This is a genomic window from Streptomyces roseifaciens (assembly GCF_001445655.1).
In the GTDB taxonomy this organism is placed as follows: domain Bacteria; phylum Actinomycetota; class Actinomycetes; order Streptomycetales; family Streptomycetaceae; genus Streptomyces; species Streptomyces aureoversilis.
This window is the reverse complement of record NZ_LNBE01000003.1, coordinates 809662-823827: the sequence shown is the minus strand read 5'-3', so window position 1 is coordinate 823827 and position 14166 is coordinate 809662. Positions and strand designations below refer to the sequence as shown.

15 protein-coding genes are annotated in these 14166 nt (G+C 74.2%); 4 read left to right on the top strand and 11 right to left on the bottom strand.

What is annotated here, in order from left to right; all coding sequences use genetic code 11:
• Window positions 1–20 precede the first annotated feature (20 nt).
• The 4 genes from AS857_RS09485 to AS857_RS09470 all read right to left on the bottom strand — a co-directional run bounded on the left by AS857_RS09485 (window position 21) and on the right by AS857_RS09470 (window position 3199).
• Window positions 21–1172 carry a serine hydrolase domain-containing protein gene (locus tag AS857_RS09485; protein WP_058042680.1) on the bottom strand — a complete coding sequence of 384 codons (1152 nt, stop codon included), beginning with the start codon at window positions 1170–1172 and terminating at the stop codon, window positions 21–23.
• The gene (locus tag AS857_RS09480) at window positions 1169–1717 is read right to left on the bottom strand and encodes a cupin domain-containing protein (protein ID WP_058042679.1); all 549 of its coding nucleotides are present in this window, start codon (window positions 1715–1717) and stop codon (window positions 1169–1171) included. Before AS857_RS09480 ends, AS857_RS09485 begins: the two co-directional genes overlap by 4 nt.
• A gap of 97 nt (window positions 1718–1814) precedes the next feature.
• The gene (locus AS857_RS09475) at window positions 1815–2504 is read right to left on the bottom strand and encodes a hypothetical protein (RefSeq protein ID WP_058042678.1); all 690 of its coding nucleotides are present in this window, start codon (window positions 2502–2504) and stop codon (window positions 1815–1817) included.
• Window positions 2504–3199, bottom strand: a complete 696-nt coding sequence (locus AS857_RS09470) for an RNA polymerase sigma factor (protein WP_063804214.1) — start codon at window positions 3197–3199, stop codon at window positions 2504–2506. The genes AS857_RS09475 and AS857_RS09470 overlap by 1 nt, the downstream gene beginning before the upstream one ends.
• A 168-nt stretch (window positions 3200–3367) precedes the next feature.
• Here AS857_RS09470 and AS857_RS09465 point away from each other — a divergent pair, with 168 nt between their 5' ends.
• The gene (locus AS857_RS09465; RefSeq protein ID WP_058042677.1) at window positions 3368–4192 is read left to right on the top strand and encodes an SAM-dependent methyltransferase; all 825 of its coding nucleotides are present in this window, start codon (window positions 3368–3370) and stop codon (window positions 4190–4192) included.
• A 12-nt stretch (window positions 4193–4204) separates the two neighbouring features.
• Here the strand turns inward: AS857_RS09465 and AS857_RS09460 are convergent, their stop codons facing one another.
• The 5 genes from AS857_RS09460 to AS857_RS09440 form a co-directional block, all read right to left on the bottom strand.
• Window positions 4205–5404, bottom strand: a complete 1200-nt coding sequence (locus tag AS857_RS09460; RefSeq protein WP_063804213.1) for a hypothetical protein — start codon at window positions 5402–5404, stop codon at window positions 4205–4207.
• A gap of 74 nt (window positions 5405–5478) precedes the next feature.
• Window positions 5479–5865: a GntR family transcriptional regulator gene (locus AS857_RS09455; protein WP_058042676.1), complete on the bottom strand. Its 387-nt coding sequence runs from the start codon at window positions 5863–5865 to the stop codon at window positions 5479–5481.
• Window positions 5866–5913: 48 nt separating this feature from the next.
• The gene (locus AS857_RS09450) at window positions 5914–6909 is read right to left on the bottom strand and encodes an ABC transporter permease subunit (protein ID WP_058042675.1); all 996 of its coding nucleotides are present in this window, start codon (window positions 6907–6909) and stop codon (window positions 5914–5916) included.
• A complete protein-coding gene (locus AS857_RS09445; protein WP_058042674.1) occupies window positions 6906–7853 on the bottom strand; it encodes an ABC transporter ATP-binding protein in 948 nt (315 codons plus the stop codon). Before AS857_RS09445 ends, AS857_RS09450 begins: the two co-directional genes overlap by 4 nt.
• A 116-nt stretch (window positions 7854–7969) precedes the next feature.
• Entirely contained in the window at window positions 7970–8500 is a 531-nt protein-coding gene (locus tag AS857_RS09440; protein ID WP_058042673.1) for a CGNR zinc finger domain-containing protein, read from the bottom strand.
• A gap of 121 nt (window positions 8501–8621) precedes the next feature.
• Here AS857_RS09440 and AS857_RS09435 point away from each other — a divergent pair, with 121 nt between their 5' ends.
• The 3 genes from AS857_RS09435 to AS857_RS09425 all read left to right on the top strand — a co-directional run bounded on the left by AS857_RS09435 (window position 8622) and on the right by AS857_RS09425 (window position 10455).
• The gene (locus tag AS857_RS09435) at window positions 8622–9344 is read left to right on the top strand and encodes an AzlC family ABC transporter permease (protein WP_160330202.1); all 723 of its coding nucleotides are present in this window, start codon (window positions 8622–8624) and stop codon (window positions 9342–9344) included.
• Window positions 9341–9652: an AzlD domain-containing protein gene (locus tag AS857_RS09430; protein ID WP_058042672.1), complete on the top strand. Its 312-nt coding sequence runs from the start codon at window positions 9341–9343 to the stop codon at window positions 9650–9652. The genes AS857_RS09435 and AS857_RS09430 overlap by 4 nt, the downstream gene beginning before the upstream one ends.
• Window positions 9653–9741: 89 nt before the next feature.
• Window positions 9742–10455: an RraA family protein gene (locus AS857_RS09425; RefSeq protein ID WP_058042671.1), complete on the top strand. Its 714-nt coding sequence runs from the start codon at window positions 9742–9744 to the stop codon at window positions 10453–10455.
• 285 nt (window positions 10456–10740) lie between these two features.
• On the opposite strand, the gene AS857_RS09420 is transcribed toward AS857_RS09425, so the two are convergent.
• The gene (locus AS857_RS09420; protein ID WP_058042670.1) at window positions 10741–12540 is read right to left on the bottom strand and encodes a S9 family peptidase; all 1800 of its coding nucleotides are present in this window, start codon (window positions 12538–12540) and stop codon (window positions 10741–10743) included.
• A gap of 129 nt (window positions 12541–12669) precedes the next feature.
• A complete protein-coding gene (locus tag AS857_RS09415) occupies window positions 12670–13740 on the bottom strand; it encodes a hypothetical protein (protein ID WP_058042669.1) in 1071 nt (356 codons plus the stop codon).
• Between the last annotated feature and the right edge of the window lie 426 nt (window positions 13741–14166).

Below are 14166 nucleotides of genomic sequence, written 5' to 3'. Positions count from 1 at the left end.
GAACCGCAGCGGACGCCGGATCAGAATCCGGCCGCGTACCGCCAGAAGTCCCGCATCACCTCGGGTGGAGTCGGCCCGGTCATCTGCACCTGAGTGAGCAGGACGGCGACCAGGCCGGTCGAGGGGACGAGGTGCGCGGCCGTCCCGGTGCCGCCGGCCCAGCCGTAGCGGCCCGGAACGTTCCACGGGTCGGCGGCCGCGACGTCGACCGAGCCGCCGAAACCCCACCCCTGGCCCTCCAGGAACAGCGCGGCGCCCTCGCGCTGGGCCCTCGTCAGGTGGTCGGTGGTCATCCGCCGCACCGACGCGGGCGACAGCAGCGGCCGCCCGCCGTCCGTCGTGCCCCCGGCGAGGAGCATCCGGGCGAAGGCGGCCAGGTCGTCGGCGGTCGAGACGAGCCCGCCGCCCGCGGCCGGGAAGGCCGGCGTGCTGCTCCACTGCCCGTCGGGAGGATCGGCCAGCTCCAGGCCGCCGTCCGGAACGGGCCGGTACAGGCTGGCGAACCGGCCGAGCGCGGCGGCCGGGACCGCGAAACCGGTGTCGGCCATGCCGAGCGGCTCGAACAGCCGCTCGGCGAGGAAGTCGGGCAGGGGACGGTCCGCGACCCTGGCGATCAGCACGCCCAGGACGTCCGAGCAGGTGTGGTAGAGCCAGGCCTCGCCCGGCTGGTGCAGCATCGGGATCCGGGCCAGGGCCGCCAGCCACTCGTCCGGCGGGAGGTTGCCCTGCGGAGCGAGGATATGCCCCTGCACCTCCTCGAACAGCGCGGCGACCGCCGGCAGCGAGAAGTCGGCCGGGAAGCCGTAGCCGGCGCGGAGGGTGAGCAGATCCGTCACGGTGACCGGCCGGGCGGCCGGGACCACGTCGCCGACGGCCGACTCCGGCGTGCGGACCACCGCCGGGGACGCCAGCTCCGGCAGCCACCGCCCGACCGGGTCGTCCAGGCCCATCCGGCCGTCCTCGACCAGCATCATGGCGGCCGCGGCGGTGACGGGCTTGGTGAGCGAGGCGATGCGGAAGACGGAGTCCCTGGTCATCGGGGCCGTGCCGTCGGCGTCGAGCGAGCCGAGGGCCTCCACCTCCGCCCGCCCCTCGCGGGCCACCAGGGCCACCGCCCCCGGCACCGCACCGCTGCGGACGTACGGTTCGAGGACGTCGTGAAGGTCCGTCACGAGCCCGCCGCGGGGCCCGCGGTGCGCAGCGGCGTGAGCTGCTCGATGTCGTAGCGCACGCGCAGGGCGGCGATCGCCTCGTGGTCGACCGGCGGCCCCGCCTCGAGGATCTCGAAGAGCTCCTCGAAGTAGCGCTCGTGGTCGGGCGGCGGCGAGGCCTGGAAGAACATCCGCACCGGCTCCGACGTGGGGTTGGCGAAGGCGTGCGGGCAGCCCGGCGGCACCAGGATCACCGTGCCCGCTGTGGCGCGGGCGTACCGCTGCCCGGCGGCCGAGCGCCACTCCCGCCAGTGGTCCCGCGTCCGCACGAGCGGCTCGAACGCGAGGACGTCCAGCTCGCCCTCCAGCACGTAGAAGAGCTCCTCGCTGCGGGTGTGCAGGTGCGCGCCGACGTCGAAGCCGGGCGGGACGACGACCTCGAAGCTGGAGGCCGCGCGCGAGTGTTCCCCGGTGACCTTGAAGGTCACCTGCTGGGCGGGGGTGACGAGGGTGCGTCCCCCGCCGGGCGGTACGACCAGACCGTCCTGGGTGGAAATGAGGGTCATCGCGGCGGTCCTTCCCGGCGGCGTTCGACGTCGTGGCGGAACCACGTCGTCCGGCACTCCGGAGAATTCCCGTTCGTACCGGACGGCACCCGTGCTCTCACCCGTACGGCTCAGCAGCTCCGGCCTCGCGGGAGAGCCGCTCCACGAGACCGGGGGCGGGCTGCGGGACCTCGCCGAAGTCCTCGTCGTCGCCGTCGACCGCGAGACGGTTGACGACGCTCTCCAGCGCGGCGGGCAGATGGGGGGTCAGGCCGCTGTGCCACTGGATGAGCAGTTCGTGGCGGGCCGCGTCGGTCAGCAGCTTGCGGCGGCTGTCCACCCGGGACGCGGGCCGCGGGGGCTCCTGCGGGTCGTGGGCGGCCTGGGCGCGCCAGAACGCGGCGTCGCGGAACTCGCCGTCGCGGCGGTGCGCGAGGTGGAGGCAGTACGCGGCGGTACGGCTGCCGCCGCCGGCGGCGAACTGCCACCAGAAGCCGGCCGCGCGGGTGTGCCCCGCCACGTGCAGCAGGCACGCGAAGACGAGGGCGCCCTCGGGGTCGATGCCCCGGTCGTCCACGAACCGCTCCAGGCTGTCGGCCGCCTCGACGGCGTTGATCACCAGGACGCAGGCCAGGTCGAGCTCGTGGGCGGCCTCTTCGCGGGCGCCGGGGCCGGCCGGTGCGGGCTCCGCGGGCGGCCTGTGCCGTCGCGGGCGGCGCCGGTTCTCGAACGCCACCGCGATGGCGCGGGCGTCCGAGGTCAGCATGGCTTCGATGACGTCGCCCTCGGTGTCGTGGCTGCGCGGCATTACTTCCCCCTGCCGGAATGCTGGGCCTCTAAAGGGACTTCTGACGCGGATAACGCGGATGACGCAGCTGACGCCGGCGGCACAGGCGTCGCGGGCGTCGCAGGTACCGGCGACGACGCGGGCTCCGCGGGTGCCGCGGGCACCGCGGACAGCGCCGCGACGACCTTGCGCTTGGCGTGGCCGATGAGCGAGCGCGCGGCCGCCCGCTCGACGCCCAGCAGGTCCGCGACCTGGGCCACGGTGTAGCCGATGACCAGGTTCAGGACGAGCGCGTCGCACTGCCGCTCGGGCAGCCGGGCGATCGCCGCGTACAGCGCCATCCGGCTCTCCAGGAGCCGGAACCGCCGGCCGCGCTCGGGCTCCGGGACGTGCGCCGCGCAGTGGAGGGCGGCCGTCGGCAGCGCCGTGCCGCGCCGGTGCCGGGCCAGCCAGCCGGCCACGTGCTCCTTGAGCAGCGACCAGGCGTAGGAGTCGGCGGAGGGCTGGCGCAGCGCGTGCGGCCACTGCGCGCACAGCCGGTCGAAGGCGGCCTCCGTGATGTGCACGGCGGCTTCGGCGTCCCCGGTGTGGACGTACGCGTACGCGCCCCACCTGTGCTCGTGCAGTTCGCGGAAGGCCGTGAAGGCGATCTCCATCCGGCGCTCGGACGGGCGGGTGGTCCCGGCGGGCGCGGGCGTCCGACCGCTGTCTCTCATGGGCGCCTCTCGTCGCGTCTTCTCCTGCGTTCTTCCAATGAACCGGAAAAGCAGCCCCCGCCGTGCCACAACCCCGCAAAAAATCTGGCTCTCCGCAGCGGAGCGGTTACCCGCCGGTGACGCGGGACAGGTATGGGGCGGCCGTAACGCAAGGGGGAGGCGGAGAAGATGGGCGAGGCCCGCGAGGAGCCCGTGGTCGACCTCCGGCTGGACCGGGCCCACTCGGCCCGCATCTACGACTGGCTCCTCGGCGGGCGGACCCACTTCGCCGCCGACCGCGAGGCGGGGCGGCGGATCCTCTCGGCCTTCCCGGCGGCCGGGGACGCCTGCCGGATGAACCGGGAGTTCATGCACCGTGCCGTCACCCATCTCGCCCGCGAGGGCCTGACCCAGTTCCTCGACATCGGCACGGGCATCCCCACCTCGCCCAACCTGCACGAGATCGTCCAGGGGATCAGTCCCGCGGCCCGCGTCGTCTACACGGACAACGACCCCGTCGTCCTCGCGCACGCCGCCGCCCTGCTGCGCGGCCGCCCCGAGGGCCGCACGGCGTACGTGCAGGCCGACGTCACCGTCGCCGGCAGCGTCCTGGAGGCGCCGCAGCTGCGCGCGACCCTCGACCTCCGCCGCCCGGTGGCGCTCACCCTCAACGCCCTGCTGCACTTCGTCCCCGACGACGGCTGCGACCGCGCCCACGCGGTCGTCGAGGACCTCAAGGCCGCGCTGCCCGGCGGCAGCGCTCTCGTCATCACGCACGGCACCTCCGACTTCTCCCCGCTGGCGATGAGCCGGGTCACGGACGTCTACGCGCGGGCCGGGACCCCGCTCCAGCTGCGCGGCGCGGCCGAGTTCCGCCGCTTCTTCGACGGCTGGGAGCTGCTGGAGCCGGGCGTCACGCTCGCCCACCGCTGGCGCCCCGACCGCCCCGGGGGCCCGGGCCGGCCTACGGCCGCGGAGGCCGTCTGCTGCGCCGCGCTCGCCCGCAAACCGTGACCCGCGCGCCCCTCATATCGCGTACTTCCACACCGTGAGCATGAAGGCGCCGTACCAGCAGCCGAAGAGCGTGGCCGCGCACAGCACGGTCACCGCCGTACGGGTGCGGGCCGCCGCCAGTGCGCGGGCCGCGGGGACGAGGAAGAGGACCGCGGGTATGAGCAACCGCAGCTTGGAGTGCGAGTAGTTGCTCTGGGCCAGGGTGAGGACCACGATGCCCGTGCCGTAGACGAGCAGCGGCGGCCAGGTGCCGCGGTGCCAGGTGAGCACGGTGGCGCAGGCGAGGGCGAGCAGGAGCACGGCGGTGCTCACCGAGACCCAGCCCTCGCCCCGGCGCAGCGTCTCGCCGAGGAAGTCGAGGAAGGCCGCCCCGTTGTCCCAGTGGGTGCCCCAGCCGGCCTCCTGGATGCGGAACCAGGCGTCGGGTTCGCCGATGCGCCGTCCCACCCACCACAGGTAGAACGGCGTGCCCAGGCAGCCGAGGGCGACGGCGGCCAGGGGCCGCGGGGTGATGCGGCGTTCGCGCAGCAGGTGCAGGAGGGCGGCGACGGCGAGCGCGGCGGCGACGGCCGCGGCGGCGGGCCGGGTCAGGCCGGTGAGCAGCGCCAGCGTCCCGGCGGTGAGCCAGGCCTTGCGGTGCGCGGCCAGGAGCGTGCCGGCGGCCAGGGCGAGGAAGAGCGACTCGCTGTAGGACATGAGGAAGGACAGCGCCATCGGCTGCGCCCCGGCGAGCAGCACGATCGCGTAGAGGGCGGTGCGTCCGCCGTGGAGCCGGGCCAGCAGGCGGTGCACGACGATCAGCGCGGCGAGCAGCGCGAGGTGGGCGGCGACGATGCCGGAGGTGCCCCAGTCGAGCCACGTGACGGCGTGGACGGCGCGGATCAGCATCGGGAACAGCGGGAAGAACGCGAGGTTGTTGCCCGTGAGGCTGCCGTCGTCGGTGTAGGAGTACGCGTGGGCGTAGCCGTCCTGGGCGATGCCCACGTAGAGGTTGCCGTCCCAGGCCAGCAGGCGCTTGCGCAGGCCGGGGCCGTCCGCGTCGCTCATGGCGGACAGGATCAGCAGGTGGAGCGCGGTGGTGACGGCGTAGACGGCGCATGCGGGCAGCAGGAACCGGAAGATACGTTTCGCTCGCTGCCGTGCCGACGGCTCCGGCGGGGCCGGTATCGCGCCGGGACCGGCGGTGGAGGAGTCGGGTACGAGAGCCGTCATGGGCGGTCATGCCATTTCGTCGCGGGCGTACGGGCGTGGGTACGCGGTGGGACTGATGCAGGGGGCCGGGTCCGTCACACGGCCGGGTAGTGCTCCGCTCGGGCGGCCGTGATGAGCGCGGAGACGTCCGTCCAGTCGAGGCCCTCCCGGCGGGCCCGGCTCATCCAGTCCGCAAGCTCGCCGCGCAGCGGGGAGTCGGCGAGGGAGCGGGGCCGCTCCGGGGAGGCGCTCACGAAGGTGCCGACCCCCGGCCGGGCCTCCACGAGCCCGAGGTGCTCGAGCTCGCGGTAGGCCTTGAGCGTCGTGTTCGGGTTCAGCTTGGTGACGGCGGCGACGCGGGCCGCGGTGGGCAGCTGGTCCCCCGCGGTGAGGATGCCGAGGCGCAGCGCCTCCTGGACCTGCTGGACGATCTGCAGGTAGGCGGCCATCCCGCTCTGCCGGTCGATTCTGAACTCGACCATGGTGCGGCCCCCCTCATCCCGTCCCTGCGTGCTGCGACCCGGCGCGGCTCACAGCGGGCGCCGCCGGCCCCACCACAGGGTCAGGGCGAGAAGGGCGACGGCCGCGGCCAGCACGAGCGCCGCGTAGGTCCACTGCATGCCGGGCATCTGGTCGTACCCGAAGTATTCCAGGCGCTCGGCGACGATGCCCTTGGCCCTGCACTCCGCGGGGGTGCGCTCGTTGAAGCACGCGCCGAAGCCGTGGAGCCCGCCGTGCGCGTCGACCGTCCAGTTGTCGTAACGCACGGCGCCCACGGGCAGATCGGGCTGTCCCTGCTCGACCGGGTTGACGAGCACGCGCGGCGTCGTGAAGCCCGTCCGGAGGTGGTCGGACACGAGCCCCCAGGCGAAGGAGAAGCCGAGGGCGAGTCCCATGACGGGCAGGGTGCGGCGGACGACCAGACCGAGCGCGGCGCCCACGGCGAGGTGGAGCAGGGCCAGCGCCACGGGCACGGGGCCGGTGTTGTCGAAGATGTTCGCCGAGTCCCACTGGCCGGCGTTGACGAGGTCGTGCGCGGGTTCCCACCAAGAGGTGAAAGCGGCAGAGAGCACCGCGGAGCACACGACGGTGATCAGCACCGCCATGCCGAGCTTGACGGCGAGCCAGCGGCCGCGGGTGACCGACTGGGTGGTCACCAGCTGCACGGTGCCGCGCTCGCGGTCCCCGGCGATCAGCGGGGCGCCGAGGAAGACGCCCGCGACCACGGGCACCATCGACATCAGCCACGTGGCGTTCTGGAACGGCTCGCCGTACTTCTGGTCGAAGAGCTCGGCCAGCTCCACCGAGGCGGTCGCCCGGGCACCGGCGAGGAAGCCGGTCATCGTGCCGCGCTGCCAGAGCATGTGCACACAGCCGGCCGCGGTCAGCAGCAGGCAGGCCACGAAGGCCACGCGGTGCTGCCGCCAGACCAGCCACGGCAGTCCGCGCAGGATGCGCGGCGGCTTCTTGCCGTCCTCGCCGTTGCCGCCCTTCCCGGCGACGGGCGTCTCCACGGCCGTGCTCATGCCGCCCCCTCTTCGTCTTCCTGGTTCTGTGCGCTCTCGGTACGGGTCTCGGCCGTGAGCAAGGGCGGTGCGGCGGGCGAGCGCATGTAGCCCAGCAGCACCTCCTCCAGGCCGGGTTCGACGATCTTCCAGTCGCCCTCGACCCGGCCGCGGGGCCGGATGAGGGCGGTGAACTGACGGCCCACGGCGCGCGATTCGACGACGGTGTGCCGGGCGATCTCCGCAGGCATGCCGTCGGTCAGGTGCACGCCGGTCACCAGGAGGTGGGCGGAGAGCAGCGCGTCGGTCCCGCCCGCGAGGCGCACCCGGCCGTCGTCGACGGCGACCAGGTGGTCGCACATGGCGGCCACGTCGGACATCCGGTGCGAGGACATCACGACGGTCGTGCCCTGCTCGGCCGCCTCGGCCAGCAGGAGGCCGCCGATCTCGTGGGCGGCGAGCGGGTCCAGGCCGGCCATGGGCTCGTCGAGGAGCAGGAGGCGGGGGCGCTTGCCGAAGGCCAGGGCGAGGGCCACGCGGGAGCGCTGGCCGCCGGAGAGGCTGCCGACGCGCGCGGCCAGCGGCAGCTTCCCGGACCGTACGATCCGCTCGGCCGCGGCCTGGTCCCAGCGCGGGTTGAGCTCCCGGCCCAGGCGCAGGGTCTCCTCGACCGTGAACCGGGGGAACAGGGGCTTGTCCTGGGTGAGGAACGCCGTGTCGGCGAGGCCCGAGGTGCCGGACACCGGCGCCCCGAAGACGTGCAGGCTCCCGGCCGTCGGGCGGACGAGCCGCCCGGCCATGCCCAGCAGCGTGCTCTTTCCGGCGCCGTTGGGGCCCACGAGCCCGCAGACCGCACCGGCCGGGATCCGCACGGAGAAGTCCCGCACGGCCCAGCGGCGGCGGTAGCGCTTGCCCAGCTCCCGTGCCTCGACGGCCCAGCGGCTCGCGCCGTCGGCTGACGTCATCCCACCCCACCTGCCCCACCGGCTAATTAACTAGTCAGCTAGTGGAATGAGCATATAGAACGCCCTTGCGCTGTCAATATCCGGTACAGATAGGCACAAAAGGCGCAATTCCCTGCTCAGGCGGCCGGGCTCGCCGCCTTCCGGCGGGCCCGGTGGGCGGCAGCGGTCGCACGGTTGCCGCAGATCTGCGGGGAGCAGAAGCGCCGCGACAGATTGCGGGAGGTGTCCACGAAGACCTCGGCGCAGCGGTTCCCGACGCACACGTGCAGCCGCTCCATGCCGCTCGTGGTGACCACGGTGAGCAGCCCCATGGCGGCGTTGACCGCGTACTGGTCGGCGACGGGGGCGCCGGGCGCGGCGACGTGCAGGTGCCACGACCCGTCGTGGTCGGTGTAGTGCGGCACGGCGCGGTGGCCGTCGAGCACGGCGTTGAGCAGGGCGACGGCCGTGGCCGCGTCCGGGGCGCCGAAGACCTCGCGCAGCACGGGCCGGAGCCCGCGCACGGCGGCGAGGTCCGCTTCGGTCAGGGCTGCGGGCGGCCGGATGCCGCAGGCGTCGAGGAGGGCGGACAATGCCGCAACATCGGGCATCTTCTCCACATTGCGCACGATGTTGTAGGTATTGACCAGGTCCTCAGCCAGGGTCACCGAACCGTCTGAGTAACTAGTAAACCTCACCATGACTCCGTACTATTGCTGCTCGTAGTCGCCACCGCATCACCTGCGGCGGCACTGTTTCCTGTTGCCCGCATGTCCGCGGAGGATGTCGATGGACTCGCAAGAGGCATTACCCGCCGAGGAGTCGGCGCCACCGCAGGAAACACCCGCCCCCGCCGCCGGATTCCGGGAGGAGGCACTCTACGGTCTGCGGGCCGCCGTGCCCCTGGCCGTGGCCGTCTTCGGATTCGCGGTCTCCTTCGGCGTCGTGGCTCGCGCGGCGGGCATGGGAGTCCTGGCCCCGGTGGTGATGTCGCTGACCACCTTCGCGGGGTCCGCGCAGTTCGCCGCGGCCTCGGTGCTCGGCACCGGCGGCGGGGTCGCCGCCGCGATCGTCGCGGCCGTCCTGCTCAACTCCCGCTATCTGCCGATCGGGATCAGCGTGGCCCCGGCCATGACCGGCGGCGTCCTCAAGCGCTTCCTGTCCGCCCAGCTGGTGGTGGACGAGTCCTGGGCCGTGGGCCACGTGGGCAACGGCCGCTATTCGCGCGGCCGGCTGCTCGGCGCGGGCGTGCTGGTCTACGCCGCCTGGGTCGGCGGCACCGCGGTCGGCCTGCTGGGCGCCCACTACCTCGGCGATCCCGAGCGCTTCGGGCTGGACGTCGTCTCGCCCGTGCTGTTCATCGCCCTCCTCAAGGGCCAGATCACCAGCCGCAAGGCGCTCGCGGCCTCGGCCCTCGGGGTCGCCATCGCGCTGGCCCTGGTGCCCTTCGCCTCGCCGGGCGTGCCCCTCATCGCCGCCACCGCCGCCTGCCTGTTGGGACTGAGGAAATGACCGGACTGTGGCTCGCCGTGCTCCTGGTCGGCGCCGTCTCCATGGCGCTCAAGGCGACCGGCCCCGTACTGCTCGGCGGCGAGGAGCTGCCCGCGGCCATGCAGCGCGTGGTCACGCTCATGGCCCCCACCCTGCTGGCGGCGCTGATCGCCACCCAGATGTTCGGCCAGGGCAAGTCGCTCGTCATCGACGCCCGCGCCGTCGGGCTCGTCGTCGGGGCCTTCGGCGTCTGGCGCCAGTGGCCCACCCTCCTCGTCGTGGTGCTCGGGGCCGCGGCCACGGCCCTGACCCGGCTGGTGACCGGCTGACCGGGCCCGCGGGCGGCGCCCGCACCCGGCCCGGCGGCTCCCCCGGCCACCCGCCCCGACCCCCGTTCCCCGACCGGAAGGAGGCACCCATGGAGAACACGGACGCCCCGCCCCTCACGGCAGCCCCGGCCCAGCCGACCGGCACGCCGCCCACCACGGCCCTGTGGGACGCGGGCATCCGCCTGGGTGCCGCCGTCACGCTGCCGCCCCTGCCGCTGGCGCCGGTGGCGGCGGGCATGCGCTGCAGCGGCCCCCTGCGCCGCGTGCAGCACACCGAGGGCGTGGTCTCGATCTTCACGGGGATCGACGCGGCCGCCCCGGGCGACATCCTGCTCGTCGACAACTCCGGCCGCACGGACGAGGCCTGCGTGGGCGACCTCGTCGCGATCGAGGCCCGGCAGGCCGGCCTCGCGGGCATCGTCGTGTGGGGCTGCCACCGCGACAGCGACGAACTCGCCGCCATCGGCCTGCCGGTGTTCAGTCTCGGCCCCTGCCCCGCCTCGCCGCGGCTCGGCCCCGGCCGTACCCCGGCGCCCGCCCTCCCCCCGCTCACGGCCCGGGACGGCGACAGCGTGACGGCCGACTCCGACGGCGTGCTGATCGTCCCGGCGGCGGCCCACGCCGAGGTGGCCGCCGTCGCCGAGCGGATCGTCCGGGCCGAGCGCGCCCAGGCCGAGCGGGCCCTGGAGGGCGTCAGCCTGCGCGAGCAGCTGGGCTGGGACCGCTTCCTGGAGCGCCGGCGCACCGACCCCGGCTATGCGTTCCGCTCCCATCTGGCCCAGGTCGACGGAGCGCTGGAGTAGGAGGAGCAGGGGACGTACGAGGGAAGGTCCCGCCGCAGCAGCAGGTGCCGGCGGGACCAGGGGTGGGGCTCCGGGATCCCGTCCCGGAGGCAGAGCGAGAACGTGAGCACGGCCAGTCCGTCCGCAGATCGGTTCACAGGAGGTCCCCTTCACCTCATGGCGTCGACGTCGGTACAGGCACAGTGGGCTCCGGCCCGGTTCCCGGTGGACCCCCGCCGCCGGGGACCGGACCCGGGCCCACTGCGCCGCGCCCCCGGCCCGGCCGGGGGCGGCCCGCAGGACCGCTCAGGAGGCGGCCTGCGGAAGATGGGCCCGCGCGAACTCCAGCTGCCGCCGGAACATCGCCACGCGCTCGTCCACGTCCGTCACGCTGTGGCCCCCGTCGTGGACGTGCAGGCCGTGGGCGACGCCGCGCCGCGCGAGCCGCTCGGCGTAGTCGCGGACCTGCGCCACGGGACAGCGGGCGTCGTTGGCACCGGCCAGGATGAGCACCGGCGCGCGGACGGCGTCGACGTACGTCAGCGGCGAGGACTCCCGGTAGCGCTCGGGCACCTCGTCGGGCGAGCCGCCGAAGAGGCTGCGGTCGAGCGCCTTGATCTCCTCCATCGCGCCGTGGTGTGCCGCGGCGCAGTCGGCGACCGGCGCACCGGCGAGACCCAGCGCCCACTCCCCCGGCTGCGTGCCGAGCGCGAGCAGCGTGAGGTAGCCGCCCCACGACCAGCCCGCGACGACGAGCCGGGCCGGGTCGGCGACGCCGTGGTCGACCGTCCACTGCCGGACCGCGGCCACGTCCTCCAGCTCGGTGAGGCCCACGCGGCGCCGCAGCGCCTCGGTCCACTCGCGCCCGTAGCCGGTCGAGCCGCGGTAGTTGACGCGCACGACGGCGAACCCGTGGTCGGTCCAGGCCGCGACGGCGGGGTCGAAGGCGTCCTCGTCCTGCTCGTCGGGGCCGCCGTGCAGCAGGAAGACCGCGGGGTACGGGCCGGGCCCCGCGGGCGTGTTCAGCAGGGCGTGGACCCGGCCGCCGGGGCCGTCCACCCACAGGTCCCGGGCCTCGGCCGCCGGGGGCGGCGGGGCGTCCGGGAGGGGCAGCCGCGGGTCCTCCAGCAGGCCGCGGAACTCCGGGGGCCGCGCGGAGCTCGACCACAGCAGCCAGGCGTCGCCGCCGGGCCGGGTCCGGGCGTGGGCGATGACCCCGGGCGGGGTGCCGATGCGCTCCAGGCGCCCGCTGTCCAGGTCGTAGCGGTGGAGCGTGGAGCGGGCCTCGTGGTCGTGGACGACCAGCAGCGAGCGGGCGTCCTGGAACCACTGCACCGATACGTCGCCGGGCAGGCCGAGGCGCAGCTCGGTGCGCTCGCCGGTGCGCGGGTCGAAGACGACCGGTTCCCAGCGGTCGTCGCGCTGGTGCTGCAGCAGCAGGCGCGCGTCGCCCCGTACGGGCGAGAAGCCCACGGCCTCCAGGCCGCCGCCCTCCTCGTCGGCGAGGTCCGCCACGGTCGCGCCGTCGTCCGTGGTGAGGACGCGCACGCCGAGGTCCCACAGGTCGCCGCGCTCGCTGTGCGCGATGACGGCCAGGTCCAGCGAGCGGGAGAGGTCGACGGCGTAGGCCGGCTCGTCGTGCCGGTAGAGCCGGCGGGCGGCGCCGCCGGGCAGGACGAGGTGGACCTCCGCGCCGTCCTCGGTGGAGCAGCCGAGCAGGGCGTGCCCGTCGAGGCCGACGGCCAGGCCCGAGGGCCAGTACAGCCCGGCGGACGGGACGGCCGGGGTGTCGGGGCCGCCGGTGAAGGGCTGGCGCATCCACCGGCCGTACTCGTCGCCCGCGCCGTCGTCGAACCACCACACGGCCTCCCCGGACGCCTCGACGGCGCACTGCTGGGTGCCGGACGGGCGGTCGGTGACGCGGCGGAGGGTGCCGGCCGCGCGGTCCCAGGCGTGGACCTGGGCGATGCCCGAGAGGTCGCTGACGAACACGCAGCGGTCGGGCGCGCTCTTGGCCCAGGCCGGCAGGGTGTGGCGGGGGGCGCGGAAGCGCCGTTCCCACACGGGCCCGTCGGCGAGGTGCCGGCGGGGGGCGGTCGTGGTCATCGAGGGGGTTCCTCCCGTGGCTCCCTGAGGTGTGCGCCCCCGCCCCTCTGTCAGGGCGCCGCCGCCGGCGGTGGGCCGGGGCGGCCGGCGGGCGGCGCCGGCGGCAGGGCGCCTGGGTGGACGCGTGCGTCAGTGGCAGCCGCAGCTCGCCGAGGTGACCCGGTTCATCCGGCGCCTCGGCCGCGCTTCGCCGCTCTCGGTGCCGGCTCCGGCGAGCGCCTCGGCGCCGCCGAGGGCCGTGACCGTGCTGGTGGAGCAGGACAGCGTCAGCTGGTACGGGGTCTGCGGCAGGGCGCCCAGAACAATGTAGGCGGAGACCGTGGCCTTGCCGGTGGCCGCGGAGTTGCCCTCGGTGTTGAAGGGCAGCGGCTGCGTCCCGGTGCTCAGGCCGAACTCGATCCCGGAGACCAGCGCGTGGTCGGGGTGCTCGGCGAAGAGGCGCTCGAGCTCGGCCGCGGCCGTGCCGGAGCCCGTGGCGGCGGCCTTGAGGTCGGTGACCGCGCCGTTCTCCACGGTCAGCACCAGCGGGTAGTGCGAGAGGCCGGTCAGCTGCTCGTAGATCTCGTGGCGGCGGTCGGCGCTCGCGCTGCGGGCCCGGACGACGGGCCAGCCCTTGACGGTGATCTGGCCGGAGAGCGCGGTGCCGGTGAGGTCGGCGGCGAGCCGCAGCCGGCCGGTGGGGGCGGTGCGGACCGCGCCCGGCTGGAAGAGGCCGCCGTCGGTGCGCGACCAGGTGGGCCGGTCGTAGGTGAGCCGGGCGACGGAGCCGGTCAGCGCTTCCTCGATCTGCAGGCCGCCGGAGGCGTCGAGGGCCGCGGTGAGCTTGTCGGCGCGGGCCTGGACCTCGTCGGGGTCGGCCTTCTCCAGGGCCGTCAGCACGGTGCCGGCCTGGTCGAGGGCGAGCGGGCCCTGCCCGGCGCGGACGACGGCGACCGTGCGGCCGGGGCCGACGTCGGCGGACGGAGCGGTCAGCAGGGCGTCGGCGGTGGCGATCACGAGGACGTCGCTGTTGTCCGGCACCTCGGTGCGCAGGATGTCGCCCAGGGTGCGGCCGGGGCCGGCGGTCATGGTGGCGCACTGCTCGTAACGGCTGCCGCCCTCGAGGCGGAAGAAGTCGGCGAGCGCCTTTTCCAGGACCAGTACGAAGTGTGTACGGCCGACCGGATACTGGCGGTAGGCCTCGGGGCGGACAATAATCATCGCGACACCACTCCCAGATATGCGTGTTGCGTGTCGGCGAGGCGGGTCGAGTCAGCACCTCGACCCGCCTCGCACCAGGGCTGTTCAATTCAGCCCGTCACCCGGGTTCAGCCCAGCAGGGTCCCGAGGTAGTTGCTGTTCTTGCGCACCTTGATGGTCTTCTTCATGGGAACTCACCTCCCGCCAATGGCCATTGTTCTCGGATGGGCTGCGGGCTATCAGCCCAGCAGGGTCCCCAGGTAGTTGCTGTTCTTACGGACCTTGATGGTCTTCTTCACGGGAACTCACCACCCTCCATTGGCTCGGATCCGGCCGGGTCACCGGGCGATTAGCCCAGCAGGGTCCCGAGGTAGTTGCTGTTCTTGCGCACCTTGATGGTCTTCTTCATGGGGAATCACCTCCCGTCCGTATGGATTTCGCGCTCCC

Coding starts and splice junctions, on each gene's coding strand:
- AS857_RS09455 (WP_058042676.1), bottom strand. CDS start 5,865: ATGGTCGAGTTCAGAATCGACCGGCAGAGCGGGATGGCCGCCTACCTG.
- AS857_RS09420 (WP_058042670.1), bottom strand. CDS start 12,540: ATGACCACGACCGCCCCCCGCCGGCACCTCGCCGACGGGCCCGTGTGG.
- AS857_RS09425 (WP_058042671.1), top strand. CDS start 9,742: ATGGAGAACACGGACGCCCCGCCCCTCACGGCAGCCCCGGCCCAGCCG.
- AS857_RS09465 (WP_058042677.1), top strand. CDS start 3,368: ATGGGCGAGGCCCGCGAGGAGCCCGTGGTCGACCTCCGGCTGGACCGG.
- AS857_RS09475 (WP_058042678.1), bottom strand. CDS start 2,504: ATGCCGCGCAGCCACGACACCGAGGGCGACGTCATCGAAGCCATGCTG.
- AS857_RS09450 (WP_058042675.1), bottom strand. CDS start 6,909: ATGAGCACGGCCGTGGAGACGCCCGTCGCCGGGAAGGGCGGCAACGGC.
- AS857_RS09460 (WP_063804213.1), bottom strand. CDS start 5,404: ATGACGGCTCTCGTACCCGACTCCTCCACCGCCGGTCCCGGCGCGATA.
- AS857_RS09430 (WP_058042672.1), top strand. CDS start 9,341: ATGACCGGACTGTGGCTCGCCGTGCTCCTGGTCGGCGCCGTCTCCATG.
- AS857_RS09470 (WP_063804214.1), bottom strand. CDS start 3,199: ATGAGAGACAGCGGTCGGACGCCCGCGCCCGCCGGGACCACCCGCCCG.
- AS857_RS09435 (WP_160330202.1), top strand. CDS start 8,622: ATGGACTCGCAAGAGGCATTACCCGCCGAGGAGTCGGCGCCACCGCAG.
- AS857_RS09445 (WP_058042674.1), bottom strand. CDS start 7,853: ATGACGTCAGCCGACGGCGCGAGCCGCTGGGCCGTCGAGGCACGGGAG.
- AS857_RS09415 (WP_058042669.1), bottom strand. CDS start 13,740: ATGATTATTGTCCGCCCCGAGGCCTACCGCCAGTATCCGGTCGGCCGT.
- AS857_RS09480 (WP_058042679.1), bottom strand. CDS start 1,717: ATGACCCTCATTTCCACCCAGGACGGTCTGGTCGTACCGCCCGGCGGG.